Source organism: Microbacterium sp. MF43 (genome assembly GCF_012847295.1).
Taxonomy (GTDB): domain Bacteria; phylum Actinomycetota; class Actinomycetes; order Actinomycetales; family Microbacteriaceae; genus Microbacterium.
Genome location: NZ_JABBDY010000003.1, coordinates 135,023 through 155,911, shown reverse-complemented (window position 1 = coordinate 155,911; position 20,889 = coordinate 135,023). Strand labels below are relative to the sequence as shown.

The following is a 20,889-nucleotide window of genomic DNA, read 5'->3' as shown; positions in this document are numbered from 1 at the left end:
TCACTCGGTGGCGGGGTCGATCACGCCGGGACGGCCTCGAACGGCGCTTCGGCCTCTTCCAGCTCCTTGCGGCCGACCCAGCGCTTGAGCGCGACGACGAGGAGCGCCGTCACGACGGTACCGGCGGCGATGGCGACGAGGAAGCCCCAGAACGGGTTGATCGCGAAGAAGACGAACGCGCCGCCGTGCGGGGCCAGCGACTGCACGGCGAACGCCATGCTCAGCGCGCCGGTGACGGCGCCCCCGGCGAGGCAGGCCGGGATGACGCGCAGCGGATCGGCCGCGGCGAACGGGATCGCCCCCTCGCTGATGAACGCGGCACCGAGGAGCCAGGCAGCCTTGCCGTTCTCGCGCTCGACCGGCGGGAACAGGTCGCGAGCGAGCACCGTGGACGCGAGAGCCATGGCGAGCGGAGGAACCATGCCCGCCGCCATCACGGCCGCCATGATGAGGTAGGGCGTGGTGTTGTCGGGCGAGGCCTCGGCGAGACCGGCCACGGCGAACGCGTAGGCCACCTTGTTCACAGGACCGCCCAGGTCGAAGCACATCATCAGGCCGAGCACGATGCCGACGACGATGATCCCGGAGGTTCCGGCCAGGTTGTTCAACCAGTCGGTCAGCCACACCATCAGCGTGGCGATCGGGCGGCCGAGGAAGAGCACCATGAGGCCGGAGGCCACGATCGAGGCCAGCAGCGGGATGATCGCGACCGGCATGAGGCCGCGCAGCCAGCGCGGCACCCGCCACGTGCCGATCCACCATGCGGTCACACCGGCGAGCAGACCGCCGACGATGCCGCCGATGAATCCGGCGTTCATGGTCACGGCGATCGCACCCGCGACGAATCCGGGCGCGATGCCCGGTCGGTCGGCGATCGCGAACGAGATGTACCCGGCGAGTGCCGACACGAGGAAGCCCATCGAGGCGGCGCCGATCGCGAACGCCACAGAGCCGATGTAGAGCCCGAGTCCGCCTTCCGGCAGATCCCACAGCGAGTTCTCGACGATCACGGTCGTCGCGTTGGCCGGCGCGGTGTAGTCGTCGCCGAAGAAGAGGAACCCGAGGGCGATCAGCAGACCGCCGCCGGCGACGAACGGGATCATGTAGCTCACGCCGGTGAGGAGGATCCGCTGGATGCGGGCTCCCCACGAGAGCGTCTCGGTCCCCGCCGCGGACGAGCCCGCCGACGCGGCCGCGCTCACCCTCGTCGCACCGGGATTGTTCGCTGCGGCGACCGCCTCGGCGATGAGCTCCTTCGGCTGCTCGATGCCGCGCTTCACACCCGAGCGCACCACGGGTTTGCCCGAGAAGCGGTGAAGCTCGCGCACGTCGACGTCGGTCGCGAAGATCACGGCGTCGGCGCTGTCGATGACGCCCTGCGGCAGTGCCTGGTAGCCGCTGGACCCCTGCGGCTCGACGACGAGGTCGACTCCGGCGGCGACGCCGGCGGCGGTCAGTGCGTCGGCTGCCATGAACGTGTGCGCGATGCCGGTCGCGCACGAGGTCACGGCGACGATGCGCGCAGGACGGCCTTCCACGGTGAGACCGGGATCGGTCGTGACGGCACCCGGAGCAGGAGCCTCGGGAGCGGGAGCGGGCGTCGCGGCCGGGGCGGCGGCTGCGGCATCCGATTCCCCGATGGCCTCCCGAACGATCGCGACCACCTCGTCGTCGCTGCGAGCGGCGCGCAGTCCGCTCGTGAACGGGTCCTGCATGAGGCTGCGCGCGAGTTTCGAGAGCACCGCGAGGTGCGCCTCGGCCGCACCCTCGGGCGCCGCGATGAGGAAGACGAGGTCGGCGGGTCCGTCGGGAGCGCCGAAGTCGATGCCGGGCGAGAGCCGCGCGAAGGCGAGCGACGGCTCGGTGACCGCCGCGCTCTTGGCGTGCGGGATGGCGATGCCGCCGGGGAGCCCGGTCTCGTCCTTCTCCTCGCGTGCCCAGGCATCGGCGAAGAGCGCATCGGCGTCGGTCGCGCGTCCCTGCGCGACGACGCGTGCGGCGAGCGCACGGATGACGGCGGCCTTGTCGGCGCCGAGGCCTACGTCGAGGCTGACGAGGCCGGGGGTGATGGTGTGTGACACGGTGACCTCCTAGGTCGTGGATGGTGCGTTCAGTCGAAGGCGTTCAGGCGCGTGATCGGCACGTCGCCTGCAGGCAGATCGGTCGGCGAGGGCGCCTGCGTTCCGGGGAGGGATGCCGCAGCCGCGCCATAGCGGACGGCGCTGCGCAGCCGCTGCTCGGGGTCGGCGCCGCTCTCGGCTGCCAGGACGAAACCGGCCAGCGAGCTGTCGCCGGCGCCGACGGTGCTGGCGACGCGGATCTCCGGCGACGCAGCCGTCCAGGCGCCGTCGCCGGTCACCAGGACGGCGCCCTGCGCGCCGAGCGTGATCAGGGCCGAGCCGACACGATTCGGCACGAGCACGCGCGCGACGGTCGTGACGGCGCGGGTCAGGTCCCCGTCGGGCAGATCCCTGCCCGCAAGCTCGGCGAGCTCCTCGTCATTGGGCTTGATGAGATCAGGGCGACCCCGATCCACCACCGCCGCCAGAGCCGCGCCCGATGTGTCGACGGCCACGAGCGGTGCTCGCTCGCCGTGAGCCGCGCGGACGGCCTCGATCACGTCGACGTAGAAGTCGTCTGCGACCCCCGGCGGGAGGGATCCCGCGAGCACGAGCCAGCGCGCGCCGCGGGACGACTCGACCACCTGACGCACGACGGCTGCGGCCTCGGACTGCGTGAGGGTCGCGCCAGGCAGGTTGAGCTTGGTCGTGACTCCGGCCGGGTCCGTGATCGTCACGTTCGCGCGCACGTGTCCCCGCACGGCGACGCGACGGGTCGGGATGGCAGCGGTGCGCAGGGCTGCGTCGAACGGGTCGTCGGCTGCCAGCGGGAGCACCGCGACGACATCCCGTCCGGCGGCGGAGACCACGCGGGCGACGTTGATCCCCTTGCCGCCGGCGTCCTCGCGGGAGTCGAGGGCCGCCTGGACCTCACCCGGGCGCAAGGGCGAACCCAGCACGATGGTGCGGTCGAGCGAAGGATTGGCCGTCAGCGTCACGATCATGCGATCCATACCTCCACATCGGCATCGGCGAGAGCGGCGGACAACTCGGCACCCGGAGCCCGGTCGGTCACGAGCACGTCGATGTCTCCCAGGGCGGCGAAGCCGACCAGCAGCTCGCGGTCGTGCTTCTCGGCGTCGGCGACGACGACCACCCGGCGCGCCGACCGGACGATGGCTCGTTTGACGGCCGCCTCTTCGGGGTCGGGGGTGCTCAATCCGAATCCCGCGGACACCCCGTTGGTGCCCAGGAAGGCGATGTCGGGGCGCATGGCCTCGACCGCGCGGACGGTGTCGGCGCCGACGGCGGCTGCGGTCAGACCGCGCACCCTCCCGCCGATGAGCGTGAGCGAAGGACTCGGCAGCGCCGCGAGCGTGTGGGCGAGCGTCAGCGCGTGCGTGACCACCTCGATCGCACCGTCGCCCAGGCGCGGGGCGAGCTGGGCGGCGACGGCCGCGGTGGTAGTGCCCGCATCGAGGAAGATCGAGCCGCGGAAGCCGTCGCCCAGGGCCTCGAGCGCGCGGGAGGCGATCGCCGACTTCGCGCCGCTGTGTCGCTGAAGGCGCTCGGTCAGAGGCGACTCGGTGGTGCTGGCGCGCTCTGAGGCGACCGCCCCACCGTGCACGCGCCGCAGGGTGCCGGCCGACTCGAGCTGCGCCAGATCGCGTCGCACGGTCTCGGTGGTGACGTCGAAGCGCGCAGCGAGGTCGACGACGCTCACACGACCGTCTGTCGTGATCAGGCGCTCGATCGCCTCCTGGCGCTCCGTTGCGTACACGCGTCTCACCCTCCATCGGATTCCCACACAGTACAACACAAAGCCACACAAGACAACACCTCTGTGGCACTGCCGGAACAGTACGCTCGGACGGTGCCCGACAAGCCGGCTGCCGAGGTGACGATCGACGAACCCCTCGTGCGACACCTCGTCTCGTCGCAGGCGTCTCGCATCCCGCAGGCGGCGACGCTTCCGCTCGTGCGCGCCGCCGAAGGCTGGGATTGCGCGGTCTGGCGACTGGGAGACGCCCACGCGGTGCGGCTTCCCCGGCGTGCCGCAGCCGCACCTCTCATCCAGCACGAGCAGGCGAGCCTCTCGCTGCTCGCGCCCGCGGTCGAGGCATCCGGAATCCGTATCCCCGTCCCGATCGTCCACGGCACGCCCGACTCCCGATACCCCTGGGCGTGGTCCGTGGTGCCGTGGATCGCAGGAGACCGCGGCCTGGACGTGCCCCGCGGCGAACGCACGGGATGGGCGCCGACGCTCGCTGCCGCGCTCGCGGCGCTGCACGTTCCCGCGCCCCCGTCCCACCCGGACAACCCGGTGCGCGGGCGCCCGCTCGTCTCGCGCGCCACGGTCTTCGAGGAGCGTCTGCGCGCGCTCGTCTCGGCCGCCGTCATCGACCCCGACGATGCCGACGTCCTCGCCGGGGCCTGGAGCGAGGGTGTCGCCGTTCGCCCGTGGCCCGGCACCCCGGTGTGGATCCACGGAGATCTGCACCCCGGCAACCTCGTGGCGAGCGGATCGGCCCTCACCGGGATCATCGACTTCGGCGACGTCACCGCGGGCGACCCGGCCTACGACCTCGCGGTCGCCTGGCTCGCGTTCGATCGCGACGGACGCGAGGGCTTCATCGCCGCGACCGGCACTCGCTACGACGACGCGACCTGGGCCCGCGCACGCGCGTGGAGCGCCGCTGTCGCCGTGCTGCTGCTGGCGCACAGCGACGACGAGCCCGACTACGCGCGACTGGGGCGCGGAGCGCTGGCCGAGCTGACCTACCGCTCCTGACCGCCGGGTTCGCGCACCCAGACGTCGACGGAGCCTTCGTGTCCGACGAAGCGGATCACCGTCCCCGTGGGAAGCGGGTCATCCAGTTCCAGCACCATGTCCTCGTAGACGGTGAAGTCGAGGACCGGATCGAGCCCTCCCCCGGTGCAGGTCGCGCTGAGGAACGCGCCGTCGTGCGACAGGAGCAGGCACCGTGACTCGTCCACGCCCATCGCCGTCCAGACCTGGATGGCTCCCAGGCTCTCATGCGGGACGACGGTCCCGCGGTCGACTCCCCAGTAGTCGAGGTTCTCGGTGAAGCCGGCGCCGCGCTCCCCACCGCCCGGGTCCACGCCGAGCGTGCGGTCGGGCGGGATCTCCGATGCTCCCGTCGGCCAGAGCAGCGCCACGGCGACCCCGATCGCGAGGCCGGCGACGCCGGCGAGCAGCCACACCGGGATCCGACGCCACCACCGGCGCGTGGTCGCGACCGGCGGTGGCCCGTCCGGCGTCGATCCCGCGGCCGTCCGGCCGGGACCGATCGCGGTCTCCGAGGCAGTCGCGTCGGCGGGGACGGATGCCTCGGCATCGGGTTCGCCGGCCTGGGCATTCGGTTCGCGCGCCTCGTCGCCCGGATCGGCGATCTCGCCCACCGCCGGCGGCGCCGCCGGCGTGGAGCGCGCGAGTTCTTCGAGTTCGCGCAGTCGCTCCTGAGCGATCCGGTCGAAGCCGATGTCGGCATTCGGGCCATAGGCGCGCCGGCGCAGATCGGCGAGCTCTCGTGAGCGTTCCGGCGTCAGCGGCGGCGCGTCCATGGGGCCATTATCGTCGCGTCCTCGGCGCGCGGCACTCCCCGGCTTCGACGCGCCGTGCCTCGCCCGGGCATTCCGCGTGCGGAAAACGAAAAACCCCCGCTCAGCGGGGGTTTCTGCTTGGCTGGGGTACCTGGACTCGAACCAAGAACAACTGAACCAGAATCAGCCGTGTTGCCAATTACACCATACCCCAAGGCGTTCGACCGGAGTCGTGCCGAGGGTCAAGCTTAGCCGACCCCGGCACGTGCTCCAAACCGAGCGCGTCTCGTCAGACCTGGCGAGCCAAGAGTGCGCCGAGGCGACGGACCGTCTCGGCTTTTCCGAGCAGTTCGATCGACTCGAACAGCGGCGGCGACACCCGGCGACCGCTCAGCGCGACGCGGAGTGGGCCGTACGCGACGCGCGGCTTGAGGCCGAGCCTGTCGATCAGCGCGGACGAGAGCGCATCCTGCACGGCGGCGGTCGTGAAGCCCGAATCCGGAACGTCCTCGAGCGCCGAGATCGACGCGGCGAGCACCTCGCCGGCGTGTGCGGGAAGGGAGGACAGCGCATCCTCGTCGTAGGAGACCTCGTCACGCAGGAGGAAACCGAGCAGGCCGGGGGCCTCCCCCAGCAGCTGCATCCGCTCCTGCACGAGCGGTGCGGCGGCTTCGATCACGCGCTGCTGCTCCGCGGTCGGCGGCTCGGCGACGAGCCCCGCGGCAGCGAGGTAGGGGGTCAGCCGTCCGGCGAAGTCGCCGGGCGCGAGCATCCGGATGTGGTCGCCGTTGATCGACTCGGCCTTCTTCTGGTCGAAGCGTGCCGGATTCGGGTTGACGTCGACGATGTCGAACTCGGCGACGAGCTCGTCCAGCGTGAACACGTCGCGGTCGGGGCCGATCGACCAGCCGAGCAGGGACAGGTAGTTGAGAAGGCCCTCGTGGATGAAGCCCTTCTCCCGCTGCAGGAAGAGATCGGCCTTCGGATCGCGCTTCGAGAGCTTCTTGTTGCCGACCTCCCCGAGGACCAGAGGCATGTGCGCGAAACGGGGGATGAACGTCGTCACCCCGGCGTCGACGAGCGCGCGGTACAGCGCGAGCTGGCGTGCCGTCGAGGGCATGAGGTCTTCACCGCGAATCACGTGCGTGATCCCCATGAGGGCGTCATCGACGGGGTTGACGAACGGGTAGAGCGGCACTCCCCCGGCGCGCACCAGCACGAAGTCGGGGAACGAGCCGGCGGGGAAGGTCACCTCGCCGCGGATGAGATCGACGTACGTGAGGTCTTCGTCAGGCACACGCAGGCGCCAGGCGGGCTCGCGCCCTTCGGCGCGGAAGGCCGCCTTCTGATCGTCGGTCAGATCCCGGTCGAAGTTGTCGTAGCCCAGCTGCTTGGCGCGGCCGTTCGCCTCATTGCGCGCGTCGATCTCCTCGGCGGTCGAGTAGCTCTCGTAGACCGCCCCCGAGGCGATGAGCTTGTCGAGGACCTCGCGATAGATGTCGTGGCGCTGCGACTGGCGGTACGGCTCATGGGGCCCGCCGACCTCGACGCCCTCATCCCAGTCGATCTCGAGCCAGCGCAGCGCGTCGAGCAGCTGGTGATAGCTCTCCTCGCTGTCACGCGCGGCGTCGGTGTCCTCGATGCGGAAGACGAGCTTCCCGCCGTTGTGGCGTGCGTACGCCCAGTTGAACAGGACGGTGCGGATGAGTCCGACGTGCGGCAGGCCGGTCGGCGAGGGGCAGAACCGCACGCGCACATCGGCGCCCGTCGCGGTGGTGGTGCGGGGATCGGGTGTAGAAGGCATCGGCGACCAGTCTAGTTGCGCCCCGCCTGCCTCCCCGGGGGCTCCGGCGACGGCCCGACGAGGCCGGCGATCGCGTCGAGGGTCGCCCCCACCGCCGGCACGCGATCGGCGCCGTGCGCGGTCACGACGTGGATGGTGCGTGCCTCCGAGGCCGGAAGCGGCACGGTGATCACGCCGGGAAGGAGGGGGAAGGATGCCACGGCCATCCGCGGCAGCGTGGCGACGCCGATCCCCTGCGCCACGAGCCCCTCCACCGCGACGACGTTGTCGGTCTCGAAGGCGATCCGCGGGGTGAAGCCCGCGCGAGCGCACAGCTCGAGGAGATGACCGCGGCAGCGAGGGCATCCGGCGATCCATCTCTCGTCGGCGAGGGCCGTCACATCGACCGTGCCGCCGGCCGCTGCCGGATGCCCGCCGGGAAGCACGGCGAGCAGGTCGTCGGTGCCGATCGTGCGCACCGAGAGCCCGTGGGCGCTCTGCCCGTGCGGGTCGTCCCGGTCGCCCGGATAGCTGAACGTCAGCGCGATGTCGGCGCGGTCGTTCCTGACGGCCTCGACGGCTTCCGGGGGCTCCGCCTCGATGTAGGTGAGTGCCACGCCGCTGTGCCGCGCATCGAGGTCGGCGAGGAGCCGCGGCACGATCGTGGGCGACGCGGACGGGAAGCCGACGAGTCGCACCCGTCCGGAGCGCAGGCCCTTCAGCTCGGCGAGCTCGCCTGCCGCGGCATCCAGCGCCGTGGTCACCGCCGGGGCGTGGCGGGCGAGCACCCGGCCCGCGTCGGTGAGCCGGACGCTGCGGCCGACGCGCTCGACGAGAGGAAGATCCAGACGCTGCTCGAGACGCTTGAGCTGCTGGCTGATCGCGGGCTGGCTGTAGCCGAGTGCCGCCGCGGCGCCCGTGATCGATCCCTCGTCGGCGATCGCCTTCACCACGCGAAGCGCGTGGGCGTCGATCTCGGGATCGTCGAGGAAGCTCACGCGCACAGCGTACCTCCTCAATAAGCCGACGGAATGGGTTTCATCCGACACCTCCCGTAGACGAATGGAAAGGACGCGACGAACCTGGATTCATGCCCGCTCCCACCCTCGCCGTCGCTCCCGTCGCCGCCGCCCGCAGCGAGTTCACCGGGGGGCGCGGCTACCTTGCCGCGTGCACCGTGGGACTCCCGTCGCGCGCGACCCGGGAAGCGATCATCGCGGATCTGGACACCGCGGCCGCCGGACGCCCGGACCTGCTCGCCGCCACGGCGGCCGTCGAGCGCAGCCGCTCCCACTTCGCCCGGCTCGTCGGCGTCGACGCCGGGCGCATCGCCATCGGCTCGCAGGCCTCCCCCGCCGTCGCCCTCGTCGCGGCATCGCTGCCGACGGGAGCCGAGGTGCTTCTGGCCGACGGCGACTTCTCCTCGGTCATGCTGCCATTCGTGCACGCCGGTCGTTCGCTGCGCGTCCGCACCGCTCCCCTCGCGAGCCTCGCCGATGAGGTCACGCCGTCGACGGCCCTCGTGGCGTTCTCCGTCGTGCAGTCGGCAACGGGCGAGGTCGCAGACGTGGACGCCATCCTGTCGGCCGCGGCCAGGCACGGGGCGCGGACGCTGTGCGACGCCACCCAGGCGGTCGGGTGGCTGCCGGTCGAGGCATCCCGATTCGACGCCGTCGTCTGCCACGCCTACAAGTGGCTGTGCGCCCCGCGCGGGGTGTCGTTCGTGAGCCTCTCCGACCGGCTCGCGCGCGACATCCCGCCGCTCTTCGCCGGCTGGTACGCCGGCGAAGACCCGTGGTCGTCCTGCTACGGGACCGACGTCGGTCTGGCGGACGACGCGAGCCGCTTCGACGTGTCGCCGGCGTGGCAGGCGTTCGTCGGCGCCGAACCTGCTCTGGGCCTGTTCGCCTCGCTCGACCGGACCGCCGTGCACCAGCACACGACGGGGCTCGCCGCGGACTTCCGCGCGCGGCGAGGGCTCGCACCCAGCCCCCGCGAGAGCGCCATCGTGACCTGGGCCGACCCCGAGGGCCGCGACCTGGCGACGCTCGCCGCCGCCGGGATCGTCGCCTCGGGACGTGCCGGCCGGGCGCGGGTGGCGTTCCATGTCTTCAACGACGACGAAGACGTCGAACTCGCCGTTCGCGCGCTCGCTCGTCGACCGGGCTGACTAGTCGAACTCCACGGCGGTGTGGCGCGGGTAGGCGCCATGAGCGAGCTTTACCAGGCGCGCATGCGCGTACTCGCAGACGATCGCGTGCCGGTAGACCAACTGGGGCACATCGACGTTCGAGTCCATCCACAGGCTCAGCGCGCCCACCTTCCAGTGCCGGAACGTGTCGTCGCCGCACACGACGGCGAGTATTTCGAGGAAGGAGTCGTCGAATCGGATGGAGTGCACCGCTCGCCGGTACTCCTCCACGGTGAGCGCCATCGAGAACGGGATGTTCATGAAGCACAGTGCCGTCTGGATGTCCAGGCGCAGAAGCCGCCGGTGACGACGCTCCGCGTCGAGCGGGGGCACGTCGAGCTGGGAGAAATCGAGGACGGCCGGCCGCTCGAGCTCGACGCGATCGAGGGCGATGAGCACGTCGTACACGTTGACGTCGTGTTCGACGACCGCCTGATCCCCGAGGCCCGACAAGGCGACCGGGCGGAGGGTGACCGGCTCCATCGCCACCGCGGTGTTGCGGATGATGAAGTTCACCAGGTTCGTCTCGACGACGAAATGACGGATGAGCAGATCGACGGCATCGGGCGAGACGAAGTTGCGGAGGAACCAGACGCACAGGGCATCCATCGTGCGAAGCGGCATCCACCGGAACGGCAGTACGCGCTTGACGACGGAGACGAGCGCGACCACGAGCCGCGAGAAGATCCGGGCGATCGGATACAGCCAGCGCCTCGAGAGCCGGCGCTGATCGTCGATGATCTGCCGCACCAGCGCGCGGTCGAGCGGGACGGAGGGATCGGCGTAGACCGCCTCCCACATGCTGGGGTCGGAGCGGACGAACTCGGGCATGTCAGCGGTCCAGCTCTTCCAGCTGCAGGGCGTACAGGCGACCGACGACCTGTGCGCAGCGCACGATCTCGTCGGCTCCGTCGGCGTCGATCATCCCCGAGGCGAGGATCGCCTCGAGGTCTCCGGTGTGCTCGGCGTCGGCATCCTGGTGATAGGTCATGAAGCGCACCTGGCTGTCGGCGAGCCCGAGGACGTCCTGGAACCGTGCCGCCCACTCCGCCGCACGTCTGGCTCCGAGCCCCTCGATGATGAACATGGCGCCGAGAAGGCCCACAGGGTTGGGGCGGTCGGCGTAATGGAACATGTAGCCCGACAGCGCCTCCGAGCCCAGATTCTTGCGCCCGGCGCGCAGCTCGTCGAGGGAACCGCCGACCGCGACGTAGTCGCGCTCGATCATGAGGAAGTCGCGGTGCTCCTCCTCGGCGTGGTGGATCGCCGCCGATCGCAGCTCGAAGTGGTCGATGTCGAAGCGCGAGGCCGCGCGCGAGATCCACGGCGATCCGTCGACCACCTGCTGACGCAGGTTGAACAGCAGGCGGCGGTAGTCGTCGATCGTGACGGTGCCCTCGGCCAGCCGCTGGAGCACCGGGACGCGCGCGAGCCGCTCCTCGAACTCGCCCCACACGTCGTCGAGCCGTTCGGTGAGCGTGGGCCCTTCGGATGCCGACGCCGCATCGGGCAGGGTCTGGGTGTCGATGGTCATCTCGGACTCCTCACGGGCTTGGCGGGGGGACGACGGTCAGGTGAGCGAAGGCGAACGAGAACCGGCCGGACTCGGGGACGGCGAGGAGCACCGTCTCGCCCGGCGCGAATCTTCCGGACCGGAATGCCTCCTCGAGAGCGATGAAGATGCTCGCCGCCCCGGTGTTGCCGCGCGTCTCGAGGTTCGAGAACCATCGCGACGTGTCGAGCGTGGGGATGCGGCGGCGGAGCCCCTCGAACGCGAGGTCGCGGAACACGTTCGTGCTGTAGTGGCACAGCACGTGGTCGAGGTGGCGCACGTCGATGAGACCGATGTCGACCAGCTCCTCGAACTGCGCGAGACCCGCGGCGGCCAGATCGTCGAGGACACCGACGTCCTGACGCAGGGTGAACATGCCGGCGGCCTCAGCGTCGTCGATCGTCCCGTCCTGCCATGTGCCGCCGACCGTCGGCTCCCGCCCCTCCATGCCCGCACGCATGCAGACGTCGTGCTCGTGGGCGAGCGAGATGTGGCGCACCCAGTCCACCCGCAGCGAGGGTCGGCTGGGGTGGGGCTGGAACTCCGCGACGACGGCGCCTGCGCCGTCGGAGAGCATCCACCGCAGGAAGTGGGAGTCCATGCCGGCGCGGATGCCGTCGAACCGCTGTTGACGCAGGCTGCGGCTCGGTAGCTCCGAGCCCACCACCGCGACCCGGGGGTGGTCCCCGAGTTTCACCTTGCTCACCGCGGCATCGAGCGCCGCGAGGCTCGACGCGCACACCCCCGAGGCGGAGAGCAGCTGCATCGGACCGCCCCCGAGGCGCCCGTGCACCATCGATGCGAAGCCCGGGACGAGCACGTCGCCCATCGTGGTCGCCGTGGCGAGCATGCGGAGGTCGGACGGCTCCCATCCCCGGTCGCGCAGCGCGGCCTGCAGCGCCTTGACGGCGAGCTCCTCGTTGAGTTCCGTGGGGTTTCCGTGGTCGTCGATCGCGTAATGCCGTTGACGAATGCCGTTGTGCTCGAGGATCCGGCGACGGATCCGGTCCGTGACCGCATCGTCGCCACCGAGACGTGCCGCGATCCCGTCGTTGCCGACCGGGACTCCCGGCAGGTAGCTGCCGAAGCCGGTGAGATACGCGGAAGCGGTCGTGGCCATGCAGCGACGGTAGGGCATCGAACGTGCATCGCCCGGAACATTGTGGCGAACACACAAAACCGCATGCCACGCTCGGCATACGGGATCCCCGCGCGGTCAGGATGAGCGGGCGACAGGCACGGTGCGGTGACGTCCGAACGGCGCGAGCACCGCGGTCGCGATGACCAGCACGCCGACGAGAAGCGCCAGTCCGCCGTATCCGATCCACGACAGGACGAGACCCGCCAGGATCGCGCCGATCGCGCCGACGAGGCTCATGATGAGGTCGCTCCGTCCCTGACGGCGGGTGCGCTGGTCTTCTGACGACGCCTCCGTCAGCAGGGCCGAGCCGGCAACCGTCGAGGCGCTCCACCCGAGCCCGAGCAGGACGAGCGCGACGGTGACCACCGCGGAGGAGTCCTGTCCGAACGATGCGGTGAGCAGCGCCGCGGCGAGCAGCACCTGGCCGATGAGGATCGTCGGCACGCGGCCGACGCGGTCGGCGAGGATGCCGAAAAGCGGTGACAGCGCGTACATCCCGGCGATGTGAAGGCTGATCGTGAGTCCGATGATCGACAGCGATGCGCCGTGGTGAAGCAGATGCACGGGCGTCATCGCCATCACCGAGACCATGACGCCGTGCGCGGCGGCGACCGCGAAGATCGCGTAGCGGGCGACGCGAGGGACGTCCGGTTTCGCGATCGCCGCACCCGCCGCCCGGGCGCTGGCGACCGCCCGCTGCGCGAGCAGCAGCGGGTCGGGGCGGAGCGCCAGGATGTAGAGCAGGATGCCGAGGACCTGCGCGACCACGGTGATGAGATACGGCCCGGTGAGCGGGGGCATCCCCACCGCCTGTCCGAGCGCTTCGCCAGGGCCGGTCAGATTCGGGCCGAGCACCGCGCCGATCGTGGTCGCCCACACCACGATCGACAGATCCCGCGCGCGGGTGGCGTCGGTCGCGAGATCGGCTGCGGCGAACCGCGTCTGGAGATTCGCCGCCTGGCCGGCCCCGATCAGCGCGAATCCGCCGAGCAGCACCGGGAACGACGCGGTGGCGGCGGCGAGCACCACGACCGCGACGCCGACCAGTGCGATCGCCATGCCCGACGCGAGCGACAGCCGACGCCCGCGTCGGCGAGCGAGCCCCGCGAGGGGCACCGCCAGCGCGGCCGTCCCCAGAGTCACGCCCGCGGCCGCGAGGCCGGAGAACGCCTCGTCGCCGGAGATCTCTGCGGCGAGGACCGCGCCCAGCGACAGCGTGGCGCCGAACGCGAGCCCCCCGAGGATCTGCCCACCCGACAGCACCCAGACGGTGCGCCGCTGGACGCGTGCGAGCTCTCCCGCATCCAGGGACGCATCGCGCGGCGGGGACGGGGCGGAGGTCATCGCAGGCTCACGCGTCGCGCGCGGTGTTGCGCAGCGTGCCGAGGCCGGTGATCTCGACCTCGACCGTGTCACCGGCCACCAGCTGGCCCACTCCGGCCGGCGTTCCCGTGAGGATCACGTCTCCCGGCAGCAGAGTGAAGGCCGCCGAGGCGAAGGCGATGACGTCGGCGAGCGAGAAGATCATGTCGCTGATCGGCCCCTGCTGGCGCACCTCGCCGTTCACGCGGGTCGTGATCACCGCCCCACCGTCGACGTCGAACTCGGTCTCGATCGCGGGCCCCAGCGGGCACGATGTGTCGAAGCCCTTCGCCCGCGCCCACTGGCCGTCGGACTTCTGCCAGTCACGTGCCGTGAGATCGTTGGCGATCGTGTACCCGAAGACGTGGTCGAGCGCGTCATCGGCCGAGACGTTCTTCGCGATGCGGCCGATCACCGCCGCGAGCTCGCCCTCGAAGCTGATGAACTCGGATCCGCGGGGCAGCACGACCGCGTCGCCCGGCCCGACCACGGACGTGTTCGGCTTGAAGAAGAGCATCGGGGCCTCGGGGACGTCGTTGCCGAGCTCGGCGGCGTGATCGCGGTAGTTGCGGCCCAAGCAGACGACCTTGGACCGCGGGATCACCGGCGCGAGCAGCGCGACGTCGGACAGCGGCACGCGCTCCCCCGTCGTGTCGTACCCGGCGAACATCGGGTCTCCGGCGAGGACGACGAGGTCGCCCCCGTCGACGATCCCGAACCTGATGGCGTCGTTGTGGCTGAAGCGCGCGATCCTCACCGTCCCAGAGTACTCAGCGCTTCCGACGCCGTTCCGTCTGGCCGCTGCGGTCCTCGCTCGACGACCGGAGTCCCCGGTCGTCGAGCGAGCGATGCGAGACGAGACGCGTCAGGCGTCGAGGCGCAGCAGCCACCCGTGCTTGTCGTCGCGGCGGCCGTACTGGATGTCGGTGAGCTCCTCACGCAGCGACAGCGCGAGCTCGCCGGTGGGCTGCTCGTCGACGAAGTCCTTGCCCTTGAGCAGGCCGATCGGCGTGACGACGGCCGCGGTACCGCATGCGAACACCTCGACGATGTCGCCGGATGCCACGCCGTCGCGCCACTCGGTGAGCGAGACAGCACGGCCCTCGACTCTGTGACCGCGGTCGCGGGCGAGCTGCAGGATCGAGTCGCGTGTGATGCCCTCGAGGATGGACTCGGACTGCGGTGTCACGAGCGTGCCGTCGCGGTAGACGAAGACGACGTTCATTCCGCCGAGCTCCTCGACGTTGCGGTCCTGATCGAGGAACACCACCTGGTCGCACTCGTTCTCGTACGCCTCGGACTGCGGCAGCAGGCTCGCGGCGTAGTTGCCGCCGGTCTTGGCCGCTCCGGTGCCGCCCCTGCCGGCGCGGGCGTAGTCCTCGCTGAGCCAGATCGACACCGGCTGCACGCCGCCCTTGAAGTAGGCGCCCGCGGGCGAGGCGATCACGTAGTAGCCGACCTTGTGCGCGGGGCGGACGCCGAGGAACGCCTCCTTGGCGAACATGAACGGGCGCAGATAGAGGCTCTGGTCGGCGCCGGAGGGCACCCACTCGCCATCGACGGCGATCAGCTCGCGCAGGGACTGGATGAAGTACGGCACCGGCAGCTCCGGCAGCGCCAGACGACGCGCGGACCGCTGCAGGCGACGGCCGTTCTGGTCGGGCCGGAAAGTGTGGATCGACCCGTTGGAGTGCCGGTAGGCCTTGATGCCCTCGAAGATCTCCTGGCCGTAGTGCAGCACCGCAGCGGCGGGGTCGAGCGAGAGCGGGCCGTAGGGCTGGACGCGCGGTCGGTGCCATCCGCCGCCGACCGACCAGCAGATGTCGACCATGTGGTCGGTGAAGCTGGTGCCGAAGCCGGGGTTGGCGAGGATGTCGGCGCGCTGCTCGGCGGACTTCGCCTGCAGGTTGCGGTTGACCGTGAACTCCAGCGGGGCGAGTCCGGTGTCGGGGTCGGAGTCGATGAGCGTCATGACGGGCCTGTGCTTTCGTGCGGAGCGGGCTGCTCGGCGTGTGGAGGCGCTTGCGGGTTCCAGGTTACGCCTGGAGGCGACGGACGATGGCGTCGCCGATCTGCGCCGTGGTGCGGGGTTCGCCGCCGCGTGCCGCGATGTCCGTTTCGACCGCGCGGGTGACGGCCTCGGCTTCCGCCCGCAGCCCGAGGTGATCGAGCAGGAGTGCAGTGGAGAGGATCGCGGCCGTGGGATCGGCCTTCTGCTGACCTGCGATGTCGGGCGCCGAACCGTGCACGGGCTCGAACATCGAGGGGAACGCGCCGTCGGGGTTGATGTTGCCCGAAGCGGCGAGGCCGATGCCACCGGTGACGGCGCCGGCCAGGTCGGTCAGGATGTCGCCGAAGAGGTTGTCGGTGACGATCACGTCGAATCGGCCCGGGTTCGTGACCAGGAAGATGGTGGCCGCGTCGACGTGGAGATAGTCTACGGCGACCTCGGGGTGCTCCGACGCCACCTCGTCGACGACGCGCTTCCATATGCCGCCGGCGTGCACGAGCACGTTCGTCTTGTGCACGAGCGTGACCTTCTTTCCCCGCCGCTCGGCGAGGTCGAACGCGTAGCGCACGACGCGCTCGACGCCGAACGCGGTGTTGACGGACGTCTCGTTGGCCACCTCGTGGGGCGTGCCGCGGCGGATCGAGCCGCCGTTGCCGACATAAGGACCCTCGGTGCCCTCGCGGACGACCACGAAGTCGATGTCGCCTGGCGCGGCGAGGGGACCGGGGACGCCGGGGTACAGCTTGGACGGACGGAGGTTGACGTAATGGTCGAGCTCGAAACGCAGCTTCAGCAGCAGGCCACGCTCGATGTTGGCGTCCTTGAGCCGCGGGTCGCCCGGAACGCCCCCCACGGCTCCCAGCAGGATCGCATCCTGCGCCCTGATCGCCTCGAGGTCATCATCGGTCAGCGTGTCGCCGGTTTCGAGGAAGCGCGCGGCTCCCAGCGAGAGCCGGGTCTTCTCGAACCGGATGCCGCTTCCCGCCGTTGCGGCGTCGAGCACCTTCTCCGCCTCGGCGATGACCTCGGGGCCGATCCCGTCACCGGGGATCACGGCCAGCTTCACGACACCTGAGTCCTGCACGCTCGACATCCCTCCAGCGTAGTGCGGCGCGCGGGGCCCACTCGGCGAGAGAGGCGGATGCGACCCGCGCACCCGCCCCTAATTTCATCGGCCCGCGTCCGTGTCGGCCTCACCCGGCCGCCTCGCGATCGAGCTGCTCCTGAACGCGGTCCGCCGGGACCCCGGCGAAGCGCTCGGACAGCGCTGCGGCACGTGCCGCGTCGCGGGCGATCGCCTGCTCGATGCGATCGGCCGGGAGACCTTGGAAGGACTCGGCGGGCGTCAGCGGACGCTCGTAGTGGATCTTCACGACCTGGACGTCGGGTGCGGCGCCCTGGGCGCCGGAGCGACACCCGCTGAGGCCCCCGGCCCCCGCGACCAGCATGACGGCGAGGACCAGTGCCGCTGTTCGTTGGGAAGAGATGTGCGAGAACATGATGAAGCTCCTTTCTCTGTCTCTGTTTCTTCATCACTGGTCATAGGTTTCTCCTCGATTGGTATTCCGTATAGAGACCAATCGGAGCAAACTGGTCACATGACCACACACCAGGTCTCCATGCACCAGCTGACATCGCTGCTCGGCGACTGGCGGGGCGCGGGGAGCGATTACTCCTCGCTCGCCGAGCGCATCCGGCTCATGGTTATCGACGGTCGCGTCAAGGCGGGGGCGCGGCTGCCGTCGGAGCGCACCATGGCGCAGTCCCTGGGCGTCAGCCGCACCACGGTGAACTCGGCGCTGGCCGATCTGCGCGCCAGCGGCTACGTCCAGAGCCGCCAGGGATCGGGCAGCGTCATCCGCATCCCGGGCCGCACCGGCGACCTGCCGATCCCACAGGCAGGCGACATCCTGGATCTCAGCCGGGCCACGTCATCCGCCGTCCCGGGTGTCCACGCCGCCGCCGAGCGGGCGCTCCGGCGGCTCCCCGCGCGACTCACCACCGACGGGTACGAGCTGTCCGGCCTCCCCGCGCTGCGCGAGGCGCTCGCCTCGCGCTACACCGGCGCCGGTGTTCCCACCTCCGCCGACGACATCCTTATCACGAGCGGGAGCGCGAGCGCGATCTCGCTGATCGCACGCACCTTCCTGGCGCCGGGAGACCGGGTCATCGTCGAGACGCCCGGGTACCCGCACTCGAATGACGCGTTCCGCTCCGCCGGCGCCCGCCTCCTCCCCGCCACCGTCGACGGAGATCACGGCTGGGACACCGACGAGTTCACCGGTGTGATCGAACGGGCACTGCCGACCCTCGCGTACGTGATGCCGGACTTCCACAACCCCACGAGCCGGAGCATGTCGGCCGAGACGCGCGCCGCCATCGTCGACAGCGCCGCGCGGCACGGCGCTGTCATCGTGTCCGACGAGACGACCGCGGAGCTGGACATCGACCGCGGCGAGGACACCGTCCCCCTCTGCGCCTACGACACGCGGGGCAGCACCGTGCTGAGCGTCGGATCGGCGAGCAAGACGATGTGGGGCGGACTCCGCGTCGGCTGGATACGCGCGTCGTCGACGCTCATCGACCGTCTCGTGGCGGCGCGGTTCTCGTTCGATCTGGGCGCGGCCGTGCTCGATCAGCTCGTGACGTCGGAGCTCCTCGACGACATGGGACGGATCATCGAGTACCGGCGCGACGTGCACCGGCGCTCCCGAGAGGCCCTCGAGTCCGCTCTGGCGACCCACCTCCCCTCCGCACGTCTGCATCCCGTGGACGGAGGAGTCGCAGGATGGATTCAGCTGGACGCGCCGAACAGCTCCCCGCTTGCGGTCGCCGCGCGATCGCGGGGCCTGCTGATCGGCGCGGGACCCTGGTTCGGCCTCGGCGGAGAGTTCGAGCGGAACGTCCGGGTGCCGATCACCGCGACCCCCGACGCGATCGCACGTGCGATCGCGATCCTCGGCGAGGCGCATACCGCGATCGCGCCAGGGCCGCCCCGCACGGGCGCGCCCGTCTGACCGGGCGACGGCGTCAGTGCTCGGGAGCGGACGCGGTCCTCTCCAGCGTGGTGGCTCCGATCACCGCCGCGATCACGACGAGCCCCGCGCCGATGAGCGCGGTGACGGCGACGCCGGAGTCGAAGGCGTGGGCCGCGGCATCCCGCAGCTGCTCCGCCAGCCCGGGGTCGAGCGCGTCAGCGGCCGCCACCGCCCCGGCGAGCGTCTCGCGCGAGGCATCGGCGGCCGCGGCGGGGATACCGGCGGGCAGCACGAGGCTCGCCCGGTAGAGCGCGGTGAGCAGGCCGCCGAGCACCGCCGTGCCCAGCACGGCTCCGAGCTCGTACGCGGTCTCGGACACCGCGCTGGCAGCGCCCGCCTTCTCGGGCGGCGCACTGGAGAGGATGAGCTCGTTCGACACGGTCTCGGCGATGCCGATGCCGATGCCCAAGGCGCTGAAGGCGACGGCGAGCACCCACACGTGTCCGCTCTGAGCGGTGAGGGCGATCATGACGTAGCCGAGCACCGACATCGCGAGGCCGACCGGCACGATCACCCGCGGCGAGAACCGCTTGGCCAGCGGCACCACAAGCAGCCCGGCGAGGATCATCGCCAGGAGCCCGGGCACGAGTGCGAGTCCGGCCTGCAGCGGCGTGAGCCCGGCGACGAGCTGCAGGTGCTGGGCGACGAAGAAGAGGAAGCCGACGAGCGCGACGACGCTGAGCAGGTTCACCAGGATCGCTCCGCTGAACGATCCGCGACGGAACAGCGCCATGTCGAGCATGGGCGTCTCGAGCCGGAGCTGGCGTCGCACGAACAGCGCCGCGAAGACCAGTCCGACCGCGAACAGCGGTGCGGCCGTGCTCGCCAGGCCGTGCACGGCGAGCTCCTTCACGGCGTAGACGATCGGCACGAGCGCCGCGAGGGACAGCGCGATGCTCGCGGGGTCGATGCGGCCGGGCATCGGGTCACGGCTCTCCGGAACGAGCAGCGGAACGAGGACGAGCAGGGGCAGCAGCACCGGCACCGCGAGGAGGAACACCGATCCCCACGAGAAGTGCTCCAGGAGCACGCCGCCGACGATCGGGCCGAGCGCTGCGCCCGCAGAGAATCCCGCCGCCCAGATGGCGATCGCAAGTCGTCGCTGGTCGCGGTTCGTGAACACCGTGCGCAGCAGCGAGAGCGTGGATGGCATCAGCATCGCGCCGAACACGCCCATCCCGGCGCGGGCGGCGATGAGGAGGGCCGCGGTCGGCGCGAACGCCGCGAGGGCGGAGACGGCGCCGAAGCCGGTCGCGCCGATGAGCAGCATCCGCCGTCGCCCGAACCGATCGCCGAGGACCCCCATGGTGACGAGGAGGCTCGCGAGCACGAGCGGATAGGCGTCGATGATCCACAGCTGCTGCGCGCTCGTCGGCTCGAGGTCGAGCGCGATCGCGGGCAGCGCGAAGCTCAGCACCGTGTTGTCGACCGAGACGAGCAGCACGGGGAGCATGAGGACGACGAGAGCCGCCCAGCCGCGCCAGCCGACGCGCTCACCGGCGTCGGCGGAGGTCGCGGGCAGGGTGTCGGTGGTCATCTCATCCTCAGTTTCTATACCGTCCGGTCGGTATAGTAACAGGATGCGCACGCCGCTGTCGATACGATCGAGCCCATGAGCCGCCCGCCCCTCGCCCGAGAGAAGGTGCTCGACGCGTTCGAGGCGATCCTGATCGAGGAGGGCGAGCGCTCCGCGACGATGGACGCCACGGCCCGCGCGGCCGGGGTGTCCAAGGGCGGCCTGCTCTACCACTTCGGCTCGAAGGATGCCCTCGAGTCCGGGCTCATCGAGCGACTGACGACGCTCGTCGAGGCGGACGTGGCCGAGATGAAGGCCGCGCCCGAGGGGCCGATCGCCTACTTCCTGCACACCTCGGTGAACTCCAACGATCCGATCGACCGGGCGATCCTCGCGACCTCACGCCTCGCGCAAGGGGGCAACACAGGCGCGGGCGACGCGCTGCGCAGCATCCGCGATCAGTGGGCCGATGCCTTGCGCCCGCACACGAAGGACGCGACGGCCCTCGACCTCGTGATGCTCGTCAGCGACGGCCTGTACTTCAACAACGCCCTCTCGGGTGGCTCGATCCCCGGACCGGTGCCCCGCGACGCCGCGCTGGACGCGCTCGTCGCGCTCGTCGAGCGCGCTGCGCGCTCCTGAGGCCGGCGCTCACCGCCCACGTCGGCTCG

19 protein-coding genes and 1 tRNA gene are annotated in these 20,889 nt (G+C 70.9%); 4 read left to right on the top strand and 16 right to left on the bottom strand.

The genetic code is table 11. The features are described from left to right. Positions 1 to 20: 20 nt before the first annotated feature. The 3 genes from HF323_RS09130 to HF323_RS09120 are packed head-to-tail and all read right to left on the bottom strand — an operon-like array spanning position 21 to position 3,840. Positions 21 to 2,081 carry a fructose-specific PTS transporter subunit EIIC gene (locus tag HF323_RS09130; protein ID WP_169582289.1) on the bottom strand — a complete coding sequence of 687 codons (2,061 nt, stop codon included), beginning with the start codon at positions 2,079 to 2,081 and terminating at the stop codon, positions 21 to 23. A gap of 29 nt (positions 2,082 to 2,110) precedes the next feature. Then, a complete protein-coding gene (gene pfkB, locus HF323_RS09125; protein ID WP_169582807.1) occupies positions 2,111 to 3,064 on the bottom strand; it encodes a 1-phosphofructokinase in 954 nt (317 codons plus the stop codon). Continuing rightward, positions 3,061 to 3,840, bottom strand: a complete 780-nt coding sequence (locus tag HF323_RS09120; protein ID WP_169582288.1) for a DeoR/GlpR family DNA-binding transcription regulator — start codon at positions 3,838 to 3,840, stop codon at positions 3,061 to 3,063. The genes pfkB and HF323_RS09120 overlap by 4 nt, the downstream gene beginning before the upstream one ends. Before the next feature lie 93 nt (positions 3,841 to 3,933). On the opposite strand from HF323_RS09120, the gene HF323_RS09115 reads away from it, so the two are divergent. Next, positions 3,934 to 4,851, top strand: coding sequence for a phosphotransferase (locus HF323_RS09115; RefSeq protein ID WP_169582287.1), 918 nt, complete (start codon positions 3,934 to 3,936; stop codon positions 4,849 to 4,851). On the opposite strand, the gene HF323_RS09110 is transcribed toward HF323_RS09115, so the two are convergent. From HF323_RS09110 to HF323_RS09095, 4 genes are all read right to left on the bottom strand, one after another. Further along, positions 4,839 to 5,645 carry a hypothetical protein gene (locus tag HF323_RS09110; protein WP_169582286.1) on the bottom strand — a complete coding sequence of 269 codons (807 nt, stop codon included), beginning with the start codon at positions 5,643 to 5,645 and terminating at the stop codon, positions 4,839 to 4,841. The genes HF323_RS09115 and HF323_RS09110 overlap by 13 nt on opposite strands. A 118-nt stretch (positions 5,646 to 5,763) precedes the next feature. Continuing rightward, a tRNA-Gln gene (locus HF323_RS09105) sits at positions 5,764 to 5,838 on the bottom strand. A 75-nt stretch (positions 5,839 to 5,913) separates the two neighbouring features. Continuing rightward, entirely contained in the window at positions 5,914 to 7,428 is a 1,515-nt protein-coding gene (gltX, locus tag HF323_RS09100) for a glutamate--tRNA ligase (RefSeq protein WP_169582285.1), read from the bottom strand. Between the two features lie 11 nt (positions 7,429 to 7,439). After that, positions 7,440 to 8,411, bottom strand: coding sequence for a LysR family transcriptional regulator (locus HF323_RS09095; protein ID WP_169582284.1), 972 nt, complete (start codon positions 8,409 to 8,411; stop codon positions 7,440 to 7,442). An 86-nt stretch (positions 8,412 to 8,497) separates the two neighbouring features. Between HF323_RS09095 and HF323_RS09090 the strand changes: the two genes are divergently transcribed. Beyond that, a complete protein-coding gene (locus tag HF323_RS09090; protein ID WP_169582283.1) occupies positions 8,498 to 9,577 on the top strand; it encodes an aminotransferase class V-fold PLP-dependent enzyme in 1,080 nt (359 codons plus the stop codon). On the opposite strand, the gene HF323_RS09085 is transcribed toward HF323_RS09090, so the two are convergent. The 8 genes from HF323_RS09085 to HF323_RS09050 form a co-directional block, all read right to left on the bottom strand. Continuing rightward, positions 9,578 to 10,429, bottom strand: a complete 852-nt coding sequence (locus HF323_RS09085; RefSeq protein WP_169582282.1) for a hypothetical protein — start codon at positions 10,427 to 10,429, stop codon at positions 9,578 to 9,580. Position 10,430: 1 nt separating this feature from the next. Then, the gene (locus tag HF323_RS09080; RefSeq protein ID WP_169582281.1) at positions 10,431 to 11,132 is read right to left on the bottom strand and encodes an iron-containing redox enzyme family protein; all 702 of its coding nucleotides are present in this window, start codon (positions 11,130 to 11,132) and stop codon (positions 10,431 to 10,433) included. 10 nt (positions 11,133 to 11,142) lie between these two features. Continuing rightward, entirely contained in the window at positions 11,143 to 12,270 is a 1,128-nt protein-coding gene (locus HF323_RS09075; RefSeq protein WP_169582280.1) for a 3-oxoacyl-[acyl-carrier-protein] synthase III C-terminal domain-containing protein, read from the bottom strand. A gap of 96 nt (positions 12,271 to 12,366) precedes the next feature. Then, positions 12,367 to 13,635, bottom strand: a complete 1,269-nt coding sequence (locus HF323_RS09070) for an MFS transporter (protein ID WP_169582279.1) — start codon at positions 13,633 to 13,635, stop codon at positions 12,367 to 12,369. A 7-nt stretch (positions 13,636 to 13,642) separates the two neighbouring features. Next, complete coding sequence (locus tag HF323_RS09065; RefSeq protein WP_169582278.1) at positions 13,643 to 14,410, bottom strand: fumarylacetoacetate hydrolase family protein; 768 nt, start codon at positions 14,408 to 14,410, stop codon at positions 13,643 to 13,645. A 108-nt stretch (positions 14,411 to 14,518) separates the two neighbouring features. Then, positions 14,519 to 15,625: a branched-chain amino acid aminotransferase gene (locus HF323_RS09060; RefSeq protein ID WP_169582277.1), complete on the bottom strand. Its 1,107-nt coding sequence runs from the start codon at positions 15,623 to 15,625 to the stop codon at positions 14,519 to 14,521. A 64-nt stretch (positions 15,626 to 15,689) separates the two neighbouring features. Continuing rightward, positions 15,690 to 16,757: a 3-isopropylmalate dehydrogenase gene (locus tag HF323_RS09055; RefSeq protein ID WP_169582276.1), complete on the bottom strand. Its 1,068-nt coding sequence runs from the start codon at positions 16,755 to 16,757 to the stop codon at positions 15,690 to 15,692. A gap of 100 nt (positions 16,758 to 16,857) precedes the next feature. Next, a complete protein-coding gene (locus tag HF323_RS09050) occupies positions 16,858 to 17,163 on the bottom strand; it encodes a hypothetical protein (RefSeq protein ID WP_169582275.1) in 306 nt (101 codons plus the stop codon). A gap of 99 nt (positions 17,164 to 17,262) precedes the next feature. Between HF323_RS09050 and HF323_RS09045 the strand changes: the two genes are divergently transcribed. Continuing rightward, the gene (locus HF323_RS09045) at positions 17,263 to 18,681 is read left to right on the top strand and encodes a PLP-dependent aminotransferase family protein (protein ID WP_223169305.1); all 1,419 of its coding nucleotides are present in this window, start codon (positions 17,263 to 17,265) and stop codon (positions 18,679 to 18,681) included. 13 nt (positions 18,682 to 18,694) lie between these two features. On the opposite strand, the gene HF323_RS09040 is transcribed toward HF323_RS09045, so the two are convergent. Continuing rightward, entirely contained in the window at positions 18,695 to 20,239 is a 1,545-nt protein-coding gene (locus HF323_RS09040) for an MFS transporter (protein ID WP_169582274.1), read from the bottom strand. 75 nt (positions 20,240 to 20,314) lie between these two features. Between HF323_RS09040 and HF323_RS09035 the strand changes: the two genes are divergently transcribed. Beyond that, positions 20,315 to 20,860, top strand: a complete 546-nt coding sequence (locus tag HF323_RS09035; protein ID WP_169582273.1) for a TetR/AcrR family transcriptional regulator — start codon at positions 20,315 to 20,317, stop codon at positions 20,858 to 20,860. Positions 20,861 to 20,889: the final 29 nt, after the last annotated feature.